Below are 21,203 nucleotides of genomic sequence, written 5' to 3'. Positions count from 1 at the left end.
CGCACGGCGGGGAGGGGTCGTCCCCAGGGGTCGCCCGGAATCACGTGGGTATGCTCGCGGCCATGTCGCCCACCCCACCCACAACGCCCAACCGGGGCGAACCTCTCATACGGGACCGCGGCGACGCCTGCCCCGGCGCGCTGCGCCTGCACCCCGCCGACGACGGCGGTCTCGCCCGACTGCGCCTGCCCGCAGGCTTGTTGACGCCACGTCAGATCGACGTCCTGGCGTCGGCGGCGGAGTCTCTGGGCGACGGCCGGGTTACGGTCACGTCCCGGGGGAACGTGGAGCTGCGGGGCCTCGGCGAGGGCTGCGGCGCGGAACTCGCGGACCGCCTGACGGAAGCGGGCCTTCTCCCCTCGGACACCCACGAACGCGTCCGCAACATCGTCGCCTCGCCGACGGCCGGACTGGACGGACTCGGCCACGCGGACGTGCAGTTGTGGGCCCGCGAGCTGGACGCGCTGCTGTGCGCGGAGCCCTGGACGGCTGCCCTGTCGGGCCGCTTCCTCTTCGCCCTGGACGACGGCCGCGGTGACGTGGCCGGTCTCGGGGGAGATGTGACCTTGATCGCAGCAGGACCCTGGGCGGACGAAGCCCGGGTCACGGGCGGCAGCCGACCGCCCGGCGGAGCGCGGGCCTCGGCGGGGGGCTTGGTCGGCGCGGTCCCGCGCGCGGCCGACGCCCTGCTGTACGTCGGCGGGCAGGCGTTCCGCGTCGCGGGCGCCGACGCGCCGCGAGCGGCGCTCGCCGCGGCCGACGCGTTCCTGCGGGCCGCGCAAGCGGCCGGGAACGGCGCGTGGCGTGTGAAGGAGCTGCCGGGCGCCGGCGCGACGGGCGCGGAGGCCATCGACGCCGCCGACGCGAAAAAGCTGCCGGGCCTCCGACCCGCGGACTCCCCGGGCGCGGGCGCCGGAACGACCGACGCGCCGGGCGCCGGGGCCGGCCTCCTCGACCTCGCCGCCGCGCTCGCGCGGGCCGGGGTCGACGCCCGTCCCGTCGTCCCCGCGCCGCCGCTGCCGCACGGCGCGCCGCCCGCGCCCGGGCTCCTCGGCAGCGACGCGCTGCACGTCCTCGCGCCCCTCGGGCGGCTGACCGTCGCCCAACTGCGCGCGCTGCTGCCCGCCGACGAGGTGCGGCTCACGCCCTGGCGCGGGGCCGTCGTCGTCGGGTCCCCCAGCACACGGCTTCCCGAGCTGGACGCGGCCGGGCTGATCACCCGACCCGACGACCCCCGGGTCGGCGTCGGCGCCTGCACCGGGCGGCCCGGCTGTGCCAAGTCCCTCGCCGACGTCCGCGCGGACGCCGTTCCCGGCGCGCCCGGCGTCCCCGTCCACTTCTCCGGGTGCGAGCGCCGCTGCGGCCACCCCCAAGGCGCCCCCGGCACCTGGGTCGACGTCGTCGCCACCGCCGAGGGCACCTACCTCGTGGACGGCCGCCCCACCCCCCGTAACTCCCTGACCGAAGCAGTCGCAACGGCCCGCACAACGAGATGAGCGAGAACGACACGATGTTCGCCTACGAGAAGGACGGCGCGGAGATCTACCGCCAGTCCTTTGCCACGATCCGCGCCGAGGCGGACCTCGCGGATCTGCCCGCCGACGTCGCCACGGTCGCCGTCCGCATGATCCACGCCTGCGGCATGACCGACCTCGTCCGCGACCTCGCCTACTCCCCGCAGGTCGTCTCCCGCGCCCGCGCCGCCCTGCGCGCCGGCGCACCCGTCCTCTGCGACGCGCAGATGGTCGCCAGCGGTGTGACCCGCAAGCGGCTGCCCGCCGACAACGACGTGGTCTGCACGCTCTCCGACCCGTCCGTGCCCGCACTCGCCGCCGAGCTCGGCACCACCCGCAGCGCCGCCGCGCTCGAACTCTGGCGCGACCGCCTCGAAGGCTCCGTCGTCGCCATCGGCAACGCGCCCACCGCCCTCTTCCACCTCCTGGAGATGATCGAGAAGGGCGCCGGCCGCCCGGCCGCCGTCCTCGGCATCCCCGTCGGCTTCATCGGCGCCGCCGAGTCCAAGGACGCGCTGGCCGCCCAGACCCTGGGCCTCGACTACCTCGTCGTACGGGGCCGGCGCGGCGGCAGCGCCATGACCGCCGCCGCGATCAACGCCCTCGCGACCGAAGCGGAGATCCAGGCATGAGCGCCGACGCCCCCGGCAAGCTGTACGGCGTCGGCCTCGGCCCCGGCGACCCGAACCTGATGACGCTGGCGGCCGTGAAGGCCATCGCCTCGGCCGACGTGATCGCGTACCACTCCGCCCGCCACGGCCGCTCCATCGCGCGCTCGATCGCGGCCGAGCACCTCCGCGAGGACCACATCGAGGAGCGGCTTATGTACCCGCTCACGGTGGAGACCACGGACCACCCCGGCGGCTACCGGGGCGCGCTCGACGACTTCTACGAGGAGGCGTCCGCCCGCCTCGCCGCCCACCTGGACGCCGGCCGCACGGTGGCCGTGCTCGCCGAGGGCGACCCGCTCTTCTACGGCTCGTACCAGCACATGCACAAGCGCCTCGCGGACCGCTACGACACCACCGTCATCCCCGGTGTCACCTCCGTCAGCGCCGCCGCCGCCCGGCTCGGGGAGCCGCTGTGCGAGGCGGAGGAGGTCCTGACGATCATTCCCGGCACGCTGCCGGAGGACGAGCTGACGGCACGGCTCGCGGGCACGGACTCGGCGGTCGTGATGAAGCTCGGCCGCACGTTCCCCACCGTGCGGCGCGCCCTGGAGCGGGCGGGCCGGCTGGAGGACGCGCGCTACGTGGAGCGGGCGTTCATGGCGGGCGAGCGGACGGAGATCCTCGCCGAGGTCGACGCGGAGACGGTGCCGTACTTCTCGGTGGCCGTGCTGCCCTCCCGTATCGACGCCGTCACCCCCGAGTCCCGGGAGACCGGCGGCGAGGTCGTGGTCGTCGGCACGGGTCCGGCGGGCGCGCCCTGGCTGACCCCGGAGTCGCGCGGCGCACTGGTCAACGCCGACGACCTGGTCGGCTACACCACGTACCTCGACCGGGTCCCGGCGCTGCGCCCCGGCCAGCTCCGGCACGGTTCGGACAACAAGGTCGAGTCCGAGCGCGCCGAGTTCGCCCTCGACCTGGCCCGGCGCGGGCGCCGGGTCGCGGTCGTCTCGGGCGGCGACCCGGGCGTCTTCGCGATGGCGACGGCGGTCCTCGAGGTGGCGTCGGAGGGGCGGTACGCGGACGTTCCGGTACGGGTCCTCCCGGGTGTGACGGCCGCGAATGCGGCGGCGGCCGCGGCGGGCGCCCCGCTGGGCCACGACTACGCGACCATCTCCCTCTCCGACCGCCTCAAGCCCTGGGACGTCATCGCGGCGCGGCTGCGCGCGGCGGCCTCGGCGGACCTGGTCCTGGCGCTCTACAACCCGGGCTCGAAGTCCCGTACGCACCAGGTGGCGGCGGCCCGTGAACTGCTCCTCGAACTCCGCTCGCCCGAGACCCCGGTGGTCGTCGCGCGGGACGTCGGCGGACCGGAGCAGTCGGTACGGGTGGTGACGCTGAAGACCCTGGAGCCGTCCGAGGTCGACATGCGGACACTGCTGCTCATCGGCTCGTCGCAGACGCGCGCGGTCGAGCGCGGCGACGGCCGCACGATCACCTGGACGCCGCGACGGTATCCGGAGGCGTGACCGCGGCCGTCGGCCTGACCGCGGCCGCCGCGACGAGGCGGGCGAGGGCGGCGGTCTTTCCGCCGCCCTCCTCGGCGCTGTACGCGTGCACGACCAGACCCGGCTCTCCGGGCGCGGCGGGCACATCAGGACCGCGCCGCTGCCCCAGATCCGGCGGAACTCCGCGCTGCCCGTGGACGGTTCGTCGAACGGCCGCCGGGGCCCGGCGGCTGTCGCGACGCCGACGGGGGCGCGGGGTCGGAAGGCGAGGCGGACCGCGTCAGGCGCCCGCCCGCCCCCGTACCCAGGCGGCGGCCTCCTCGACCGTCGTCGCCACCCGGACGCCCTCCGGGACGGGCGGGCGGCGGACGACGACCACCGGGACGCCCGCCTCTCGGGCGGCCTGGAGCTTGGGGGCCGTCGCCGCGCCGCCGCTGTCCTTGGTGACGAGGACGTCGACGGCGTGGCGGGCGAGCAGCTCCCGTTCTCCCTCCAGGGTGAACGGTCCCCGGTCCAGGAGGACTTCGGTGCGGGCCGGCATCGGCGGCTCGGGGGCGTCCACCGACCGTACGAGGAACCACTGCGGGCAGTCGGCGAACGCTGCGAGCCCCATCCGGCCGGTCGTCAGGAACACCCTCCCCCAAGGACTTCGTCCCGGGAGGTGCCCCCGCCCCAGCCCGTTCAGGGTCCGGGCCGCCTCCTCCAGGGAGGCGACCTGGTGCCAGTCGTCCCCGGCCGCCGGGACCCAGCCGGGGCGGCGCAGGGCGAGCAGGGGAACATGGGCGGTGGCGGCCGCCCGGGCCGCGTTGAAGCTGATGTTCTCCGCGAAGGGATGGGTGGCGTCGATGAGCGCGTCCACGGCGTGCGCGCGGACCCACTCCACGAGCCCCTCGACGCCGCCGAAGCCGCCGATCCGGACCTCCCCGGCCGGCAGCCGGGGGGCGGCGACCCGTCCGGCGAGCGAGCTGGTGACCCGTACGGTCGCGGCGCCTGGCTCCTGGAGGCGCGCGGCGAGGGCGCGGGACTCGGTGGTCCCCCCGAGAATGAGTACGTGCACGGGAGCCCTTTCATGAGCGTGAGCGCAGGCGGCGGGCGCGACGCCCAACTCAAGCACACCGGTCTGCGCCCCGGCTGGACGACCGGGGCGTGCGCGACGGCGGCCACGACGGCCGCGTACACGGCCCTCCTGACGGGCGACTTCCCCGACCCTGTGACGATCACGCTGCCGAAGGGCGGGCGCCCGGCGTTCGCGCTCGCGGCCGAGGAGCTGACGGCGGGCCACGCCATGGCGGCGGTCGTGAAGGACGCCGGCGACGACCCGGACGTCACGCACGGGGCGCTGATCCGTTCGACGGTACGGCTCCTCCCGGCCGGCTCGGGCGTCGTGTTCCGCGCCGGTCCCGGCGTCGGTACGGTCACCCTGCCGGGCCTGCCCCTGGACGTCGGCGAGCCGGCGATCAACCCGGTCCCGCGGCAGATGATGCGCGAGCACGTGGCGGAGGTCGCGGCGGCGCACGGCGCGGGCGGCGACGTGGAGATCACGGTCTCCGTCGACCACGGAGAGGAGATCGCCCGGTCGACGTGGAACCCGCGGATCGGGATCCTCGGCGGCCTGTCGATCCTGGGGACGACCGGGATCGTCGTGCCGTACTCCTGCTCGGCCTGGATCGACTCCATCCGCCGGGGCGTGGACGTGGCCCGCGCGGCGGGTCTGACGCACGTGGCGGGCTGCACCGGCTCCACCTCGGAGAAGACGGTGACGACGCTCTACGACCTGCCGGACATCGCCCTGCTCGACATGGGCGACTTCGCGGGCGCCGTCCTCAAGTACATCCGCCGCCACCCGGTCGACCGCCTCACGGTCTGCGGCGGCTTCGCCAAGCTCTCCAAGCTGGCCGCGGGCCATCTGGACCTCCATTCGGCCCGCTCCCAGGTCGACAAGGCATTCCTCGCGGACCTGGCCCGCGCGGGCGGCGCGTCGGAGTCCCTGGCCGCCGAGATCGCCGAGGCGAACACGGGCCTGGCGGCTCTCCGCCTCTGCGAGTCCGCGGGCGTCCCCCTCGGCGACCTGGTGGCCGCCCGCGCCCGCGACGAGTCCCTCACGGTCCTGCGCGGCGCCCCGGTCGCGGTCGACGTCGTCTGCATCGACCGCGCGGGCACGGTGGTGGGGCGGTCGGCGGTGGCGGGGCCGTAGCGGCACCGCCGCGTCGACACGCCGGCACACCGGATGCGGCCGCTGCCGCGCGAACCTAGGCTGGCGAGGGCAAGGCCCCCACGTAGAGAGGGAAGTGCCCATGGCGAAGCGAGGCAACAAGAAGCGCGCCCGCAAGAAGAAGAAGGCGAACCACGGCAAGCGGCCGAACGCCTGAAAGCCGGGGCCGGACACCCACCGGGTGTCCGGCCCGGGCGCGTCAGGCGGCGGGAGCCGCCCAGCCGCTCGCGGGCCACCCCACAAGCACGCCGTGGGGCAGGTGCTGCCCCACGGGCGCCGCCAGGCGGCAGGGACCGCACGGGAGCCGCCCGGACGCCGAACGCGTCGGAGAACAGCGCCGCCTCAGGGGCGCGCCCTCCTCACGCCGGGCACGTCAGGGTGCATGGCCCGCCCACCGGCCCACCGACACGGCGCCGGCACGTCAGGGGGCGGCGCGTCCCGCGCCCTTGCCCGCCGTCACGGCGCCGGCGCGTCAGAGTGCATGGCCGCCCCACCGGCCCACCGACGCGGCGCCGGGCGCAGGGGCGGTGCGTCCCGCGGCCTTGCCCCCGCCACGGCGCCAGGCGTCAAGGCGCGTCCCGCGGCCCTGCCGGCGTCAGCAGACGTGCCGCTCGCGTGCCGGGTCGTAGAGGTGACTGTCGCGGAACTGCGAGGCCGCCAGCGTGCGGCCGACCAGGATCACCGCCGTCTTCGTGATCCCCGCCTCCTTCATCTGCGCCGCGATGTCCTCCAGCGTCCCCCGCAGCACGATCTCGTCCGGCCTGCTGGCCATCGCCACGACCGCGGCCGGGCAGTCCGCGCCGTAGTGGGGGAGCAGTTCGGCGACCACCCGGTCGGCGTACCGGGCCGCCAGGTGGAGCACCAGGAGGGCGCCGCTGCGGCCCAGGGTCGCCAGGTCCTCGCCCTCCGGCATCGGGGTGGCCTGCTGGGCGATGCGGGTGAGGATGACCGTCTGGCCCACGGTCGGGACCGTGAGCTCACGCTTGAGCGCGGCCGCGGCGGCGGCGAACGCCGGCACGCCCGGCACGACCTCGTACGGGATGTCCAGCGCGTCGAGCCGGCGCATCTGCTCGGCGACCGCGCTGAAGACGGACGGGTCGCCTGAGTGGAGCCGCGCCACGTCCTGCCCGGCCTCGTGGGCGCGGACGATCTCGGCGACGATCCGGTCCAGGTCCAGGTCCGCCGTGTCGACCAGCCGCGCCTCCGGCGGGCACTCGGCGAGCAGCTCGCGCGGGACCAGGGAGCCCGCGTACAGGCAGACCCCGCAGGCGGCGAGGGTGCGGGCGCCCCGCAGGGTGATGAGGTCGGCCGCGCCCGGCCCCGCGCCGATGAAGTAGACGGTCATGCTCCAGCTCCTGCCTTCGTTACGGACCACTGCGTGACCGGCATCGCCTGGCGCCAGCCGGTGAAGCCGCCCACCGGAACGGCCTGGGCGACGGCGAGCCGGACGAGCTCCCCGCCGTACTCGCCGTACCACCGGGCGAGCAGCGCCTCGGACTCCAACGTCACGGTGTTGGCGACCAGCCGGCCGCCCGCCGGCAGGGCGTCCCAGCAGGCGTCGAGCAGGCCCGGCGCCGTCAGACCGCCGCCGACGAACACGGCGTCGGGGGTGGGCAGACCGGCCAGACCGCCGGGGGCGGCCGCGGTGACGACCCGCAGCGCGGGGACCCCCAGCGCGGCGGCGTTGCGCTCGATCCGGGCGGCCCGCTCCGGGGCCTTCTCGACGGCGACGGCCCGGCAGGACCGGTCCGTGCGCATCCACTCGATGCCGATCGAGCCGGAACCACCGCCGATGTCCCACAGCAGCTCCCCCGGCGCGGGGGCGAGTGCGGCGAGCGTCGCCGCGCGCACGTACCGCTTGGTGAGCTGGCCGTCGTGCTCGTACGCCTCGTCCGGCAGCCCGGGTACGGCGCCGAGCCGCAGCGCGCCGGGGGACCGTACGAGGTCGAGGGCGATCACGTTCAGGGGGTCGACCCGCTCGTGCGGCCAGGTCGCGGCGGTGCCGTCGACGATCCGCTCGCGCTCGGATCCGAGCTGCTCCAGGACCCGCATCCGGGTCTCTCCGAAGCCCTTCTCCCGCAGCAGCGCCGCGACCGCTCCGGGCGTCCCGGCGCCCTCGCTCAGGACGAGGAGCCGGCGGCCGTGGTGCAGGGAGGCGGAGAGCGCGGCGAGGGCGCGTCCCACCAGCGAGACCGTCTGCACGGCTTCCAGGGCCCAGCCGAGGCGGGCGCAGGCGTACGAGACGGATGAGGGGTGCGGCAGGACGTGCAGGCGCTCGGCGCCCACCGTCTCGGCGAGCGTGCGGCCGATCCCGTAGAAGGTCGGGTCCCCGCTGGCGAGGACGGCGACGGAGCGCCCCTCGTGGGCGGCGAGCAGTCCGGCGACGGCGGGCCGCAGCGGCGACGGCCAGGCGACCCGCTCACCGGCGCACTCGGCGGCGGGCAGCAGGTCGAGCTGTCGGGGTCCGCCGATCAGGACCTCGGCGGCACCGAGGACGCGGCGGGAGCGCGCGGGAAGGCCGTCCCAGCCGTCCGCGCCGATCCCGACGACCGATATCGCAGCTGGAGGAACGGTACTCACGTCGCCGAACTCTACGGGAGCCCGCTCCGGCCCCTACTTCTGGGCGTTCTGGCCCACGTAGAAGAGGAGCCACACGAAGCCGGCGAACGCGTGCGTGGCGAAGACGTACACGAAGACGCGCAGGGCGACGCCGCGTTCCTTCCAGCGCTCGTAGTCGGACATGCCCACCAGCGTACGGGCCGGGTCGGGGGCGGCACGGGACGCGAGGGGGCCGGGAATAGGGCAGGGGGTCGCGTCGTTGGCGGAGATAGTTTACGATTCAACCAACAGCCCCCGAGGCGAGAGGTGAGCACGATGCAGTTCGGGATCTTCACCGTCGGTGACGTGACGACCGACCCCACGACCGGCCGCACCCCCGGCGAGCACGAGCGGATCAAGAACACGGTCGCCATCGCGCTGAAGGCGGAGGAGGTCGGACTCGACGTCTTCGCGACCGGCGAGCACCACAACCCGCCGTTCGTGCCGTCCTCCCCGACGACCCTCCTCGGGCACATCGCCGCGCGGACCGAGAAGCTGATCCTCTCCACGTCCACGACGCTGATCACCACGAACGACCCGGTGAAGATCGCCGAGGACTACGCCACCCTCCAGCACCTCGCCGACGGCCGCGTCGACCTGATGATGGGCCGCGGCAACACCGGCCCGGTCTACCCGTGGTTCGGCCAGGACATCCGCCAGGGCATCCCGCTCGCCATCGAGAACTACGCGCTCCTCCACAGGCTGTGGAGGGAGGACGTCGTCGACTGGGAAGGCAAGTTCCGCAGCGCGCTCCAGGGCTTCACCTCCACGCCCCGCCCGCTCGACGGCGTCCCGCCGTTCGTCTGGCACGGCTCCATCCGCTCCCCCGAGATCGCCGAGCAGGCCGCGTACTACGGCGACGGATTCTTCGCGAACCACATCTTCTGGCCCAAGCAGCACACCGAGAAGATGGTCCGCCTCTACCGGCAGCGGTACGCGCACTACGGCCACGGCACCGCCGAGCAGGCCGTCGTGGGCCTCGGCGGTCAGGTCTTCATGCGGAAGAACTCCCAGGACGCCGTACGGGAGTTCCGCCCGTACTTCGACAACGCGCCGGTCTACGGCCACGGCCCGTCCCTGGAGGAGTTCAGCCGCGAGACCCCGCTCACGGTCGGCTCGCCGCAGGAGGTCATCGAACGCACCCTGTCCTTCCGGGAGTACGTCGGCGACTACCAGCGCCAGCTCTTCCTGGTCGACCACGCGGGCCTGCCGCTGAAGACCGTCCTCGAGCAGCTCGACATCCTCGGCGAGGAGGTCGTCCCGGTGCTGCGCAAGGAGTTCGCCAACCTGCGGCCGGCCGGTGTCCCGGAGACCGCCCCGCTCCACCCCGCCGTCACCCGCACCGCCCCGCAGAACCAGGAGGCGTAAGTCATGCAGACCCTGAAGCTGGTCGCCGTGTCGGCCGGGCTGAGCAGCCCCTCCTCCACCCGGCTGCTCGCCGACCGCCTCGCCAAGGCCGCCCAGGAGCGGCTGACCGAGCAGGAGTACATCGTCGAGGTCCGCGTCGTCGAACTGCGCGACGTCGCCGTCGACATCGCGAAGAACTTCGTCACCGGCTTCCCCTCGGCGCAGCTCCAGGAGGCGATCGACGCGGTGACTGGCGCCGACGGGGTGATCGCGGTGACCCCCGTCTTCACCGCCTCGTACAGCGGCCTGTTCAAGTCCTTCTTCGACCTGATCGACCCGGCCGCGCTCACGGGCAGGCCGGTGCTCGTCGGCGCCACCGGCGGCACGGCCCGCCACTCCCTCGTCCTCGACCACGCGCTGCGCCCGCTCTTCGCCTATCTGCGGGCGCTGGTCGTCCCGACGGCCGTCTACGCGGCGTCGGAGGACTGGGGTTCGGGCGGCGACGAGTACACGGACGGCCTGCCGTCCCGGATCGCCCGGGCGGGCCACGAACTCGCCGACCTGGTCGCGGCCAGGGGCCCGGCGGGCGCCGCGGACGACGAGGAGGTCGTGCCGTTCGAGCGGCAGCTCGCCGACCTGCGCCTGGATTGATCCTCTCTTACGTTGGGGGCGGATGTGCCGTACGACGAGCGGAGATCGACATGGCCGGCAGGATCGTGGTGGGCGTCGACGGTTCGGAGCCGTCCCAGAAGGCGCTGCGGTGGGCGGCCGGGCAGGCCGCCCTCACCGGGGACACGCTCCACGCGGTGATCGGATGGGAGTACCCGGCGTCCTGGTCGGCGGCGCCCGGGGTGCCGCCGGACTTCGAGCCGGAGCATCTCGCGCACCAGATCCTGGAGGAGTCCCTGACCGAGGCCCTGCCCCCGGACGTCGCCGCCGCCGTCACCCGCACGGTCGTCGGCGGCAACCCGGCCCAGGCCCTGATCGACCAGGCCGAGGGAGCGTCCCTGCTGGTGGTCGGCGACCGCGGCCACGCGGGCTTCAAGGCGGCGGTCCTGGGCTCGGTCTCCACGCGAGTGGCCCAGCACGCCCCGTGTCCGGTGGTCGTGGTCCGCGGCGACTGACCGGGTTTCCCGTGCGACAGGGACCCGGCGGGCGCATGATGCCGTCATGGACATCAAGCTGGAACTGATCGGCGTGCCCGTCACCGACATCGAGCGGGCCAAGGCCTTCTACGAGCAGGTGGGCTTCCACCTCGACCACGACTTCCCCGTCAGCGACGACATCCGCTTCGTCCAGATGACCCCGCCCGGCTCGGCCTGTTCGATCGCCTTCGGCAAGGGCATCACCCAGATGAAGCCGGGCTCACTCGACAACATGCAGGTCGTCGTCACGGACATCGAGGAGGCCCACGCCGACCTCAAGCGGCGCGGCGTCGAGGTCACCGACATCGACGACCAGCCGTGGGGCTCGTTCGTGTACTTCGCCGACCCCGACGGCAACCGCTGGTCGGTCCAGCAGACCACTCCGCGAGGGCAGTGACTACGTGCGGTTGTAGAGCCGCATGGTGACAGCGCCGAAGACGATCACGAACAGCGCCGACCACCCGAGCGACCAGGCGATGTCCGCCGCCGGCCAGTTCCCGGCCATCAAGTCGCGTACCGCGTCCGCCAGGTGTGTCACCGGGTTGTTGTTCACGAAGGCCTGGAGCCAGCCGGGCATGGTCATCGGGAGGACGAAGACGCTGGACAGGAAGGTCAGCGGGAAGATCACCATCATGCTGACGCCCGTGACCGCCTTCTCGGTGCGCAGCAGCAGCCCGAACATGGTCCAGATCCACGAGAAGGCGAACGAGAACACGAGCAGCAGCGCGACCCCGAGCAGGACGCCGACCACCCCGCCGGCCGGCCGGTAGCCGATGATCATGCCGACGGTGAGCATGACCGCGGAGGCGATGACGTACCGCACGATGTCGCCGAGCAGATAGCCCACCATCGGCGCGGGCCGCCAGATCGGCAGCGTCCGGAAGCGGTCGAAGACGCCCTTCTCGATGTCCGTGTTGACCGACATGCCGGTGTACATCGTGATCATCACAACGCTCAGCACGAGGATGCCGGGCAGCAGGAACTGGATGTACTCCGAGACCGAGCCGGCCAGCGCGCCCCCGAAGAGGTACGTGAACATCAGCACCATCATGATCGGGAAAGCCGTCACGTCGAACAGCTGCTCCGGCACGTGCTTGATCTTCAGCATGGCCCGCCAGCCGAACGTCATCGAGGCGGAGAGCGCGCTGGGGCGCGGCGGGCGGGACCGGCCCACGAGCAGCGCCGCGAGTTCGTCCGCCTTCGGGGCGACGAAGTCGAGGGTGTCGGTGGTCTGTGCGTCCTTGCCGGAGGTGACGGTGCTCATGCCGTCGTTCCCTTCCTGTCCGTCAGCGCCAGGAACACCTCGTCGAGGCTGGGCTGGCCGAGCCCGAAGTTGTCGACCGTGATCCCGGCCCGCGCCAGCTCCGTCAGGGCCCGCGCGGCCTGCTCGGCGGCGCCGAGGTCCGTGCCGTGGCCGTCGACGGTGGCGGTGAGCGCGACCGGGTCCGGGTCGAGCTGGACGGAGGCCTTCAGGGCGTCCCGGAGGACCCGCTCGGCCTCGGGGCGCTGCTCGGGGTCCCGAAGCCGTACGTGCACGGAGCCCGAGCCCACGGAGGCCTTCAACTCGCCCTTGGTGCCCTCCGCGATCACCTTGCCGTGATCGATGACGGCGATACGGGAGGCCAGTTGGTCCGCCTCGTCCAGGTACTGGGTGGTGAGCAGGACGGTGGTGCCCTGGTCGACGACCGCGCGGACGATGCTCCACACCTGGTTGCGGCTGCGCGGGTCGAGTCCGGTCGTCGGTTCGTCGAGGAAGAGCAGGTCGGGGGTGTTGAGGATGGACGCGGCGATGTCGATACGGCGCCGCATGCCGCCCGAGTAGTTCTTGATCTGCTTGTCGGCGGCCTCCGCGAGCCCGAAGGCGGCGAGCAGCTGCGCGGAGCGGTCCCGGGCGGCAGGGCGGCTGTGGCCGAGGAGTCTGCCGAGCAGGACCAGGTTCTCGGTGCCGGTGAGGTCCTCGTCGACGGAGGCGTACTGGCCGGTGAGGCTGACCCGGCCGCGCACGGTGTCGGCGTCCTTGACGACGTCCTTGCCGAAGACCCGGGCCCGCCCCTCGTCGGGTCTCAGCAGGGTCGCGAGCATCCTGACGGCCGTGGTCTTGCCCGCGCCGTTGGGGCCGAGGACGCCGTAGACGATGCCGGTCGGGACACGCAGATCGATCCCGTCGACGGCACGGTTCGTTCCGAAGACCTTGACCAGACCCTCGGTCTCGATGGCGAGGTCGGTCATGCGCGTGCCTCCAGGTTGCCGGATGCGTTCCGCTCCCACCCAGTCTCCGACGGACCCGGCCCGGATGCCAGAGAACGACCCGATCTCCCCCGTACGGCGGAGAGGGTACGGCTGCCGAGCCGACGTCCCGGCCCCCGTCCCGGCGGCACGCTGACGTCATGCCGAAGATGAAGTCCCTGCCCGGCGTGCCCCGTTGGGCCGACCTCGCCGCCCACGCCGTACCGCTGATCGTCCTGCCCTCGGGGATCTGGCGGATCGCGCTGACCCTGGGACTGCCCGTCGCCCGCGTCGACGACCCGGGACTCGCCCAGAACACGTTCCAGATCGTCCTGACGGTCGTCGCCGAGCTGCTCGCCTTCCTCACGCTCGGGCTGGTCCGCTCGTGGGGCGAGGTGTTCCCGCGACGGCTGCCGTTCCTGGGCGGGAGGCCCGTCCCGGCTCGGGGCGCGAGCGCCGCCGCGCTGGGCGGGGCGTTCGGCCTCTTCGCCCTGACGGGCTGGTTCACGTACGTGGCGGTCGCCGGGATCGGCGCCGCGGACGCCGTCGGCACGCACACCGAGGGTGCGGTCCAGCAGGCCCTGTTCCTCGTCTGCTACCTGCCCCTGGCGGCCTGGGCCCCGCTGCTCGCCGCCGTCGCGATCGCCTACCGGCGCCGTCGTGCCACGGCCCGCTCGACGGCCTTGACGTCCTCGTGCGTGTAGAGCCAGTAGAACGCGGCGATGGTGGTCCCGGCGCCGATGATCAGGCCGAGGACGGTGGCCGAGAGCACGCTCGGGTTCGAGAGGCTGAAGAGGAAGCCGACGGCGCAGCCGGCGAGCACGCCCCAGGCCGCCGCGTGCACTTCGCGCGGCAGGACGTGGCCCCACCGTCGCATCGCGTACACGGCGCCGGCGAGCACGGCTCCGGACACGATGCCGAGGACGACCTCGCCCCAGTCGATGATGCCGCCTTCACGGACGATCGCCGCCGCCCAGAAGCCGTAGGCGAAGCCCAGCGTGAGGGGCAGACCCCAGCCGTGTGTACTCGGATGCCTCCGGGCGGGCATCGCTGCGTGTGCGGCCATGGCAGGAGCTCCTTCACTCTCGCCCCCCTGCACCCTCTAGGGCACACCCGGAGCCCCCGCCGCCGCAACCGGACGGGGCGGGGCGGCGGGGCCGGAAGGACGTGGCCGGGGCGGGCCGGGCCAGGCCGCGGGCCGGGTCAGCCCGCGGGCCGTACCGCGACCGCGTCGATCTCGAAGAGCATCCCGGGCAGCGCGAGCGCGGCGACGCCGCTGAGCGTCTGCGCGGGGAGCCGGTCGCCGAAGGCGCCGTTCAGCGCCTTGCCGAGCACCTCCAGCTTCGCGAGATCGTGATCGACGATGTACGAACCGAGGCGTACGACGTGGTCGAAGGCGAGCCCCACGCCCTCCAGCGCGCGGCGGAGGTTGGTGAAGGACAGCTCGACCTGGGCGGCGAAGTCCCCGGGGACGGGGGCGCCGGTCTCGTCGGAGGCGTACTGGCCGCCGATGAAGACGAGCTCGCCGGGGGCGGAGACGGCGTGGCTGTAGCCGAAGGGGGACGGGTCGTGGAGCGTGGCCGGGTTGGTGATCGTGCGCTGGTCGGCGCCGGTGGCGGTCGAGGCGGTCGTGCCCGTGGTGCCGGTGGTGTCGGTGCTGGTCATGAGGTGTGCTTCCTTCCGGAGAGTACGGCCGCCAGGCAGGCGGCCAGGGTGAGCGCGGCCCCCGTGGAGAGCAGCGCGGTGGGCGTGGTCGCGTCGACGAGCAGCCCGCCGAGAAGCGCGCCGAGCGCGATCGAGAGGCAGAAGACGCTGACGTAGAGGCCGGTCGCCGTCTCCACGTCCTCGGGGGCGGCGGCCATGAACCAGGACTGCAGCCCGACGGAGACCCCTCCGTACGCGAGCCCCCACAGGAGCAGCAGCCCGGCACCGGCCGGGGTCGTGGAGCCGGCGAGGGCGAGCGCGAGGAGCGCGGCGGTCAGGCCGGCGGAGAGGACGGCGAGGGTACGGCGGGGGGAGCGGCCGGCCGCGGGGCCGGCGAGGAAGTTCCCCGCCACGCCCGCGAGTCCGTACCCGAGGAGGACCGCACCGATGAGCTCCCCGGAGACGTCGACGTGCTCGGCGAGCACGGGCCGGACGAAGGAGTACGCGAGGAAGTGGCCGGTCACGAGGAGGAGGGTGAGCAGCAGCCCGGTGCGCACGCGCGCGTTGTCGCGCGGCAGCCGCAGCAGCGGGCCGAACCCACCTGAGCCCGTGCCCGTACCGGCACCTGAGCCCGTCCCCGTACCGGCACCTGAGCCCGTGGCCGTACCAGTACCAGTACCTGGGGCGGTACCTGTGCCGGTACCTGGGCCCGTGCCCGCGCCCGGCAGGCGGGGCAGCAGCCACACCAGAGCCCCCGTCGCCACCACCGCCACCACCCCCACCCCCGCGAACGCCCCTCGCCAGCCGGTCCATTCCGCTGCCGTGGTGGCCGCCGGGACGCCGAGCACGGAGGCGGCCGAGACCCCGCCGAAGACCACGGCGGTGGCCCGCCCGACGTCGGCCGCAGGGACGAGCCGGGGCGCCAGGCCGCCCGCGAGGGCCCAGAAGCCTCCGATGGCGACACCGAGCAGGACCCGGGCGCCGAGGACGACCGCGAAGTGGGCGGCGGCCGCGGTCACCAGGTTCGCGGCGGCGACGAGGGCCATCAGGACGACGAGGACCGCGCGCCGGTCGGCCCCGGCGGCCCGCACGGCGATCAGCGGGGCGGAGACGGCGGCCACGAGGCCCGGGACGGTCACCGTCAGACCCGCCGTGCCGGGGGACACGTTCAGCTCCGCCGCGACCGGGGTGAGCAGACCGACCGGCAGCAGCTCGGCCGTCATCACGGTGAAGATGCCGAGCGTGACGGCCCCGACCCGGGCCCAGCCCGCCCGCTGCCGCGAGCCTTCAACCTGGATATCTAACATCCAGAATAACCCTCTTGAAAAGCCCTCCCCGCAGGGAGGGCGCGTCGAATACGGGCCGGTCACCGAGTCGACCACCGGCCTGGCAACCCCGTCAGGCGTTGGCGAACCAGTGCCGGATACGCTCCGGCGCCGCGGGCGCCTGGAGCTCCGCCCGCTGCCGTACGTCGTCCAGGGTGCGGGCCGCCAGCTCGCGCCGCCAGGCCAGCTCCGCCGCCCCCATCGCGCCCGCGATCGCGCACTCGGCCGCGTACCCTCCGGCCGGACCGGCGCCGGGCCCCTGCTGCCGGATCTCGGAGCAGCGGAACGCCTCCTCCGGGCCCTCGATCGCCGCCACGACGTCCATGAGGGTGATCCGGTCGAGCGGCCGGGCCAGCCGGAAGCCGCCCTTGGGCCCGGAGACCGAGCTGACGATCCCGGCCCTGGAGAGGGCCTGGAGCTGCTTGTTGAGGTAGGCGGCCGGCAGCTCGTGATAGGCCGCGAGCCGAGCCGCCGTCACCGCCCGCTCCGGCCCGATCCAGGCCAGGTTGAGGCAGCTGTGCAGCGCCCACTCCACGCCCTCGTTCATCCTCATGTTCTGGATATTAGATATCCAGGATCTCCGAGGCAAGCCCGGCGAGCCGCCGCAGCGCGTCGTCCAAGACGGGCAGCGGGGGCGAGGCGAGCCCGACCCGTACGGCGTCCGCCGCCCCGCGACCGCCCGTCGCGAAGTCCGCGCCCGGCGTCAGCGCGATCCCGCGCGCCGCCGCCGCGGCCACGAAGGCCTCCGCCCGCCAGGGCGCCGGCAGCTTCCACCAGCAGTAGTACGCGTGCGGCGAGGTGCGGATCGCGTACGCGCCCAGATGAAGCTCCACCAGCGCGTGCCGGGCCGCCGCGTCCGCGCGCTTCGCCGCCACGACCTCCGTCACCGTGCCGTCCGCCGCCCACCGGGTCGCCGCCGCGAGCGCCAGGCCGCCCGCCGTCCACGCACCGGAGCGCAGCGCACGCGCCAGGTCCTCCACCAGCCCCTCCGGCGCGACCAGATGGCCGACGGTCAGCCCGGGCGCGAGGCGCTTGGAGAGGCTGTCGACGAGCACCACCCGCTCCGGGGCATGGGCGGCCAGCGGCGCCGGGGCGTCCGGCACCAGGAACGCCCAGGTGGTGTCCTCGATCGCGGTCAGCCCCGACTCTCGCAGCACGCCCGCGAGTTCGGCCCGGCGGGCCGAACTCGCCGTCACGGAGAGCGGATTGTGCAGGGTGGGCTGGCCACGGCGGAGAGCGATCCCGCGCGGACCGCCTCCGCCAGCGCGTCCGGCCGCATCCCCTCCCCGTCGAGCGCGATCGGCACCAGCCGTACCCCGAGCCGCTCCGCTACCGCCCTGACCAGCGGATACGTCAATTCCTCGACCCCCAGCCTGCCCCCGGCCGGCACGAGCGCGGCGAGCGCCGCCGCGATGGCCTGGCGGCCGTTGCCCGCGAAGAGCACCCGGTCGGGGTCGGGCTCCCAGCCCGGGCGCGCGAGGACCCGGACGGCGGCGGCGCGCGCCTCCGGCGTCCCCACGGCCGCCGCCGGACGGCCCGTCGCCTCGCCCAGTACGTCGGCGCGGGCGAGGGAGGTGAGCGCCCGCGCCATCAGCTCCGCCTGCCCGGCCACCACCGGGTAGTTGAGCTGGAGGTCGACCGGCGCGTGCCCGGTGGCCTCGGCGAGCGCGAGCGCGGCACCGGGCGGCGGCGGAGCCGCCCGTACGAACGTGCCACGCCCGACCTCGCCAACGACCAGACCCCGGCGCGCCAGCTCCCCGTACACCCGGATCGCGGTCGAGTTGGCGATCCGGTGCCGACGGGCGAACACCCTCTGCGGCGGCAGCCGGTCACCGGGGCGCAGCCGCCCGTCCGCGATCCGCTCCGCGACCCGGTCGGCGATCCGGCGGTACTCGTCCATCGGCCCCTCTCCCTCGCCACACCCGCTCTCATTGCACCGAGAGCAAAGGATGTCATTGCACCGAGTGATGAGGGCTGCCTAGCCTCGGACCATGGCTTCCGCAGAGATCGACGGACTGACGATCGGCTACGAGGACGAGGGCACGGGCCCCGCGCTCGTCCTGGTCCACGGCCACCCCTTCGACCGCACGATGTGGCGGCCCCAGATCGACCGCTTCTCGGCCACGCACCGGGTCGTGGCCCCCGATCTGCGCGGCTACGGTGCCACCACCGTAGTCCCCGGCACCACCCCGCTCTCCGCCTTCGCCGAGGACCTCGCCGCGCTCCTCGACCACCTCGGCATCGAGGAGTTCGTCCTCGGCGGACTCTCCATGGGCGGCCAGATCGTCATGGAGTGCTACCGCCTCTTCCCCGGCCGGATCCGCGGCCTGGTCCTCGCCGACACGTTCCCCGCCGCCGAGACCGAGGAGGGGAGGGCCGGCCGCAGCGAGACGGCCGACCGGCTGGTCCGCGACGGCATGAAGGGGTACGCCGACGAGGTTCTGGACCGGATGGTCGCCCCGTACAACACGCACGCCGCGCCCCACGTCCACCGGATGATGTGCGCCACCGATCCCGAGGGCGCGGCGGCGGCGCTGCGCGGCCGGGCCGAGCGGCCCGACTACCGCGAGCTCCTCACCACCGTCTCCGTTCCGGCGCTCGTCGTCGTCGGCCGCGACGACGCGTACACCCCCGTGTCGGACGCGGAGGCGATGCACGCGGCGCTGCCGCACTCCACGCTGGCGGTCGTCGAGCGGGCGGCGCACATGCCGAACCTGGAGCGACCGGCGGAGTTCGACGCGGCGCTCGCCGCGTTCCTCGGCGCGCTCCGAGGCACCGGCGCGGGAGGCAAGGCTCCCGCGCCGTCACCCGTACGGCCCAGCTGAACGGTCGCTCCCGGACCGGCCGCCGCACGATGAGCCCATGAGCCAGCACACCGCACCCCCTCGTCCGCCCCGCAGCCCCTCCAGCTCCGCCTGGGCGTCCAGCGGCACCCTGTTCGCCGGCGTCCTGATGCTCGTGATCGGCGTCCTGGACGTCCTCCAGGGCATCGCCGCGGTCGCCGAGGACGACGTCTACACCCGCGTCGGCGACTACGTCTTCAAGTTCGACCTGACCAGCTGGGGCTGGATCCACATCGTCCTCGGCATCCTCGTCGCCGTCTCCGGAGCCGGGATCCTCAAGGGCTCCGAGTGGGGTCGCATGGGCGGCATCACCCTGGCCTCCCTGAACGTCATCGCCCAGTTCCTCTTCCTGCCGTACCACCCCTGGTGGGCGCTGTTCTCGATGGCCATCTCGATCTTCGTGATCTGGGCGCTGGCCACGGACGACACCTCCTTCGGCAAGGACAGGGTGTGACCCCTACACGCGCCCGCGCCGGCACCCGCAGCCGCGCCGTCCGCGCCGCCGCGCTCCTCACGGTCGTCATGACGGGCGTCACCGGCTGCACCGACGAGGACCGGCAGGCGGCCGAGGACATCGTCTCCTCCGCCACGGCGGCGGTCGCCTCGGCGGCCGAGGAGAAGATGAACCAGGTCAAGGACGGGGTGAACGCCACCGACAACGTGAAGGCGGGCGCGACGGGGACGGACGGCGACCGGACCACCGCGGAGATCACCGCCACCAACCCCACGGACTCGAACGCCGACTACACGGTCCGGGTCAATTTCCGTGACGGCGACGGCAATCTGCTGGACGCCGTCGTCGTCAGCATCGACGGCGTGGAGCCGGCCGGGTCCAAGACCAGTACCGCGCGCAGCAATCGCACCCTCTCGGGGGCGACGAAGGCGGAGATCCAGCAGGCGCTGCGACACTGACGGGGTGGAGCACGTCCTGGCAGAACACCCGTCCCCCGCGCCCGCATCCCCTCCGACCTCTCCCCGGCCCGGACGGCGCCTCGCCGCCTGGGCCGCGGGCCTGCTCGTGGCCGTACCGACGGTCGTCACGGGCTGCCGCCTCCTCGGCACCGACGCGGTCACTCCCGTACCGCAGGCGCTGTCGTTCCTGCCCTGGCTCACCGTCCCGGCAGGCCTCGCGGCACTGCTCGCGACGGGCGCCCGGCGGCGGGCGCTCGCGGGCTTCGCGGTCCTCGCCCTCGCCGTCACCGCCTGGTTCACGCTGCCGTACGGGCCGGACACCACCACCGCCCGCGGGCCCGTCGTCGAACGGCTCCGGGTACTCACCGCCAACGTCGAGTTCGGCCAGGCGACGGAGGCCCTCACCGAGGCCGTACGACGGGAACGGCCGCAGCTCGTGTACGTCTCCGAGTGCGACCACGCCTGCGTCCGCGCCCTCACCGCGGCCCTGGCCGGCAGCCATCCGCACCGCGCGGTCGTGGACGGCGAGGGCTCGACCGGCTCCGTGATCCTGAGCGCGTACCCGCTGACCCCCCGGCCCCCGATCCCGGCCGCGATGGGCATGCCGGGCGCGGGCGCCCGGATCGGGGGCCGGGACGTCGAGCTGCGGCTCGCGCACCCGCTCCCGCCGATCCCCCGCCAGGTCGACCTGTGGAAGCGCGAGCTGGCGCGGGTGGCGGAGTTCGCCGCCGCGCACCGCGACGGCGCCCCGGTGCTCCTGGCCGGCGACTTCAACGCCTCCCAGGACCATGCCGCGTTCCGCGCCGTCCTCGACGCGGGCCGGCTGCACGACGCCGCGCGGCTCGGGGGCGCCGCGCGGACCCCGACCTGGCCGCGTGAGCTGCCCCTGCCGCCGTACGTCCAGATCGACCACGTGCTGGTCAGCGACGACTTCCGGGTGCGTGACGTGCGGTTCCTCGACCTCGCGGGGTCGGACCACCGGGCCGTCCTGACCGAGCTCGACCTGCACGCCGGGCGCTGATCGGCGACGCTGGAACCATGGACCGGATGTACGACGACGAGCAGATCCTCACGAACATCGGCACCCTCGTCGAGGAGGAGCGGGCCCTGCGCCAGCGGATGGGCGGGCTCCTCCCGGAGGAGCGGACGCGGCTCGCCGAGCTGGAGGTGCAACTGGACCAGTGCTGGGACCTGTTGCGCCAGCGCCGCGCGAAGGTCGAGTTCGGCGAGGACCCGGACACGGCGGCCGTCCGCCCGGCGGCGGAGGTGGAGGGATACCGCAGCTGACACCGCCCCGTCCGCCTCCCCGGCAGGCACGCGC

25 protein-coding genes and 1 pseudogene are annotated in these 21,203 nt (G+C 74.1%); 15 read left to right on the top strand and 11 right to left on the bottom strand.

What is annotated here, in order from left to right; all coding sequences use genetic code 11:
* Window positions 1-50: 50 nt before the first annotated feature.
* From ACFY8U_RS16220 to ACFY8U_RS16210, 3 genes are read left to right on the top strand one after another with little or no spacing between them, the layout of a single operon-like run.
* Entirely contained in the window at window positions 51-1,496 is a 1,446-nt protein-coding gene (locus ACFY8U_RS16220; protein WP_389570406.1) for a cobalamin biosynthesis protein CobG, read from the top strand.
* Window positions 1,497-1,510: 14 nt separating this feature from the next.
* Entirely contained in the window at window positions 1,511-2,146 is a 636-nt protein-coding gene (locus ACFY8U_RS16215) for a precorrin-8X methylmutase (protein WP_361600651.1), read from the top strand.
* Window positions 2,143-3,651, top strand: a complete 1,509-nt coding sequence (locus ACFY8U_RS16210; protein ID WP_389570404.1) for a precorrin-2 C(20)-methyltransferase — start codon at window positions 2,143-2,145, stop codon at window positions 3,649-3,651. The genes ACFY8U_RS16215 and ACFY8U_RS16210 overlap by 4 nt, the downstream gene beginning before the upstream one ends.
* 259 nt (window positions 3,652-3,910) lie before the next feature.
* Here the strand turns inward: ACFY8U_RS16210 and ACFY8U_RS16205 are convergent, their stop codons facing one another.
* Window positions 3,911-4,687 (bottom strand): cobalt-precorrin-6A reductase, encoded by a 777-nt coding sequence (locus ACFY8U_RS16205; protein ID WP_389570401.1) that lies wholly within the window; start codon window positions 4,685-4,687, stop codon window positions 3,911-3,913.
* Window positions 4,688-4,699: 12 nt separating this feature from the next.
* On the opposite strand from ACFY8U_RS16205, the gene ACFY8U_RS16200 reads away from it, so the two are divergent.
* On the top strand, window positions 4,700-5,824 hold the full coding sequence (locus ACFY8U_RS16200) for a cobalt-precorrin-5B (C(1))-methyltransferase (RefSeq protein ID WP_389570398.1): 1,125 nt from the start codon (window positions 4,700-4,702) through the stop codon (window positions 5,822-5,824).
* A gap of 100 nt (window positions 5,825-5,924) precedes the next feature.
* Window positions 5,925-5,999 (top strand): 50S ribosomal protein bL37, encoded by a 75-nt coding sequence (locus ACFY8U_RS16195; RefSeq protein ID WP_099895366.1) that lies wholly within the window; start codon window positions 5,925-5,927, stop codon window positions 5,997-5,999.
* A 438-nt stretch (window positions 6,000-6,437) separates the two neighbouring features.
* Here the strand turns inward: ACFY8U_RS16195 and cobM are convergent, their stop codons facing one another.
* The 3 genes from cobM to ACFY8U_RS16180 are packed head-to-tail and all read right to left on the bottom strand — an operon-like array spanning window position 6,438 to window position 8,584.
* The gene (cobM, locus tag ACFY8U_RS16190; protein WP_389570395.1) at window positions 6,438-7,187 is read right to left on the bottom strand and encodes a precorrin-4 C(11)-methyltransferase; all 750 of its coding nucleotides are present in this window, start codon (window positions 7,185-7,187) and stop codon (window positions 6,438-6,440) included.
* On the bottom strand, window positions 7,184-8,422 hold the full coding sequence (gene cbiE / locus ACFY8U_RS16185; RefSeq protein ID WP_389570392.1) for a precorrin-6y C5,15-methyltransferase (decarboxylating) subunit CbiE: 1,239 nt from the start codon (window positions 8,420-8,422) through the stop codon (window positions 7,184-7,186). The genes cobM and cbiE overlap by 4 nt, the downstream gene beginning before the upstream one ends.
* Window positions 8,423-8,455: 33 nt before the next feature.
* Window positions 8,456-8,584: a DUF6126 family protein gene (locus ACFY8U_RS16180; RefSeq protein ID WP_315893974.1), complete on the bottom strand. Its 129-nt coding sequence runs from the start codon at window positions 8,582-8,584 to the stop codon at window positions 8,456-8,458.
* 132 nt (window positions 8,585-8,716) lie between these two features.
* On the opposite strand from ACFY8U_RS16180, the gene ACFY8U_RS16175 reads away from it, so the two are divergent.
* Genes ACFY8U_RS16175 through ACFY8U_RS16160 form a run of 4 tightly spaced genes read left to right on the top strand, consistent with a single transcriptional unit; the run spans window position 8,717 to window position 11,329 of the window.
* Complete coding sequence (locus ACFY8U_RS16175; RefSeq protein ID WP_389570389.1) at window positions 8,717-9,808, top strand: LLM class flavin-dependent oxidoreductase; 1,092 nt, start codon at window positions 8,717-8,719, stop codon at window positions 9,806-9,808.
* Window positions 9,809-9,811: 3 nt separating this feature from the next.
* On the top strand, window positions 9,812-10,438 hold the full coding sequence (locus ACFY8U_RS16170) for an FMN reductase (protein WP_389570386.1): 627 nt from the start codon (window positions 9,812-9,814) through the stop codon (window positions 10,436-10,438).
* A gap of 50 nt (window positions 10,439-10,488) precedes the next feature.
* Window positions 10,489-10,911 carry a universal stress protein gene (locus ACFY8U_RS16165; protein ID WP_389570383.1) on the top strand — a complete coding sequence of 141 codons (423 nt, stop codon included), beginning with the start codon at window positions 10,489-10,491 and terminating at the stop codon, window positions 10,909-10,911.
* Between the two features lie 46 nt (window positions 10,912-10,957).
* On the top strand, window positions 10,958-11,329 hold the full coding sequence (locus ACFY8U_RS16160; protein ID WP_389570380.1) for a VOC family protein: 372 nt from the start codon (window positions 10,958-10,960) through the stop codon (window positions 11,327-11,329).
* Here the strand turns inward: ACFY8U_RS16160 and ACFY8U_RS16155 are convergent, their stop codons facing one another.
* Both ACFY8U_RS16155 and ACFY8U_RS16150 read right to left on the bottom strand, forming a co-directional pair.
* Window positions 11,330-12,196 (bottom strand): ABC transporter permease, encoded by an 867-nt coding sequence (locus ACFY8U_RS16155; RefSeq protein WP_389570378.1) that lies wholly within the window; start codon window positions 12,194-12,196, stop codon window positions 11,330-11,332.
* Window positions 12,193-13,161, bottom strand: coding sequence for an ATP-binding cassette domain-containing protein (locus tag ACFY8U_RS16150; protein ID WP_361600482.1), 969 nt, complete (start codon window positions 13,159-13,161; stop codon window positions 12,193-12,195). Before ACFY8U_RS16150 ends, ACFY8U_RS16155 begins: the two co-directional genes overlap by 4 nt.
* A 158-nt stretch (window positions 13,162-13,319) precedes the next feature.
* On the opposite strand from ACFY8U_RS16150, the gene ACFY8U_RS16145 reads away from it, so the two are divergent.
* Window positions 13,320-13,862, top strand: a complete 543-nt coding sequence (locus tag ACFY8U_RS16145; protein ID WP_389570375.1) for a hypothetical protein — start codon at window positions 13,320-13,322, stop codon at window positions 13,860-13,862.
* Here the strand turns inward: ACFY8U_RS16145 and ACFY8U_RS16140 are convergent.
* The 5 genes and pseudogenes from ACFY8U_RS16140 to ACFY8U_RS16120 all read right to left on the bottom strand — a co-directional run bounded on the left by ACFY8U_RS16140 (window position 13,805) and on the right by ACFY8U_RS16120 (window position 18,027).
* On the bottom strand, window positions 13,805-14,224 hold the full coding sequence (locus ACFY8U_RS16140) for a hypothetical protein (protein ID WP_389570372.1): 420 nt from the start codon (window positions 14,222-14,224) through the stop codon (window positions 13,805-13,807). The two genes, ACFY8U_RS16145 and ACFY8U_RS16140, sit on opposite strands and share 58 nt — an antisense overlap.
* Window positions 14,225-14,361: 137 nt before the next feature.
* Window positions 14,362-14,823: a RidA family protein gene (locus tag ACFY8U_RS16135; RefSeq protein WP_389570371.1), complete on the bottom strand. Its 462-nt coding sequence runs from the start codon at window positions 14,821-14,823 to the stop codon at window positions 14,362-14,364.
* Window positions 14,820-16,109: an MFS transporter gene (locus ACFY8U_RS16130; RefSeq protein WP_389570369.1), complete on the bottom strand. Its 1,290-nt coding sequence runs from the start codon at window positions 16,107-16,109 to the stop codon at window positions 14,820-14,822. The genes ACFY8U_RS16135 and ACFY8U_RS16130 overlap by 4 nt, the downstream gene beginning before the upstream one ends.
* 91 nt (window positions 16,110-16,200) lie before the next feature.
* Complete coding sequence (locus ACFY8U_RS16125; protein WP_389570939.1) at window positions 16,201-16,674, bottom strand: RrF2 family transcriptional regulator; 474 nt, start codon at window positions 16,672-16,674, stop codon at window positions 16,201-16,203.
* A gap of 16 nt (window positions 16,675-16,690) precedes the next feature.
* A pseudogene (locus ACFY8U_RS16120) lies at window positions 16,691-18,027 on the bottom strand (PLP-dependent aminotransferase family protein).
* 91 nt (window positions 18,028-18,118) lie between these two features.
* Between ACFY8U_RS16120 and ACFY8U_RS16115 the strand changes: the two are divergent.
* The 5 genes from ACFY8U_RS16115 to ACFY8U_RS16095 are packed head-to-tail and all read left to right on the top strand — an operon-like array spanning window position 18,119 to window position 21,169.
* The gene (locus ACFY8U_RS16115) at window positions 18,119-18,952 is read left to right on the top strand and encodes an alpha/beta fold hydrolase (protein WP_389570367.1); all 834 of its coding nucleotides are present in this window, start codon (window positions 18,119-18,121) and stop codon (window positions 18,950-18,952) included.
* 37 nt (window positions 18,953-18,989) lie between these two features.
* Entirely contained in the window at window positions 18,990-19,424 is a 435-nt protein-coding gene (locus ACFY8U_RS16110; RefSeq protein WP_389570364.1) for a hypothetical protein, read from the top strand.
* Window positions 19,421-19,882 (top strand): hypothetical protein, encoded by a 462-nt coding sequence (locus ACFY8U_RS16105; RefSeq protein ID WP_389570361.1) that lies wholly within the window; start codon window positions 19,421-19,423, stop codon window positions 19,880-19,882. The genes ACFY8U_RS16110 and ACFY8U_RS16105 overlap by 4 nt, the downstream gene beginning before the upstream one ends.
* Before the next feature lie 4 nt (window positions 19,883-19,886).
* A complete protein-coding gene (locus tag ACFY8U_RS16100; protein ID WP_389570358.1) occupies window positions 19,887-20,903 on the top strand; it encodes an endonuclease/exonuclease/phosphatase family protein in 1,017 nt (338 codons plus the stop codon).
* Window positions 20,904-20,929: 26 nt separating this feature from the next.
* Complete coding sequence (locus ACFY8U_RS16095) at window positions 20,930-21,169, top strand: DUF2630 family protein (protein ID WP_361435840.1); 240 nt, start codon at window positions 20,930-20,932, stop codon at window positions 21,167-21,169.
* Window positions 21,170-21,203: the final 34 nt, after the last annotated feature.

Source organism: Streptomyces sp. NPDC012508 (assembly GCF_042902595.1).
Taxonomy (GTDB): domain Bacteria; phylum Actinomycetota; class Actinomycetes; order Streptomycetales; family Streptomycetaceae; genus Streptomyces.
This window is presented reverse-complemented; position numbering and strand designations above follow the sequence as displayed.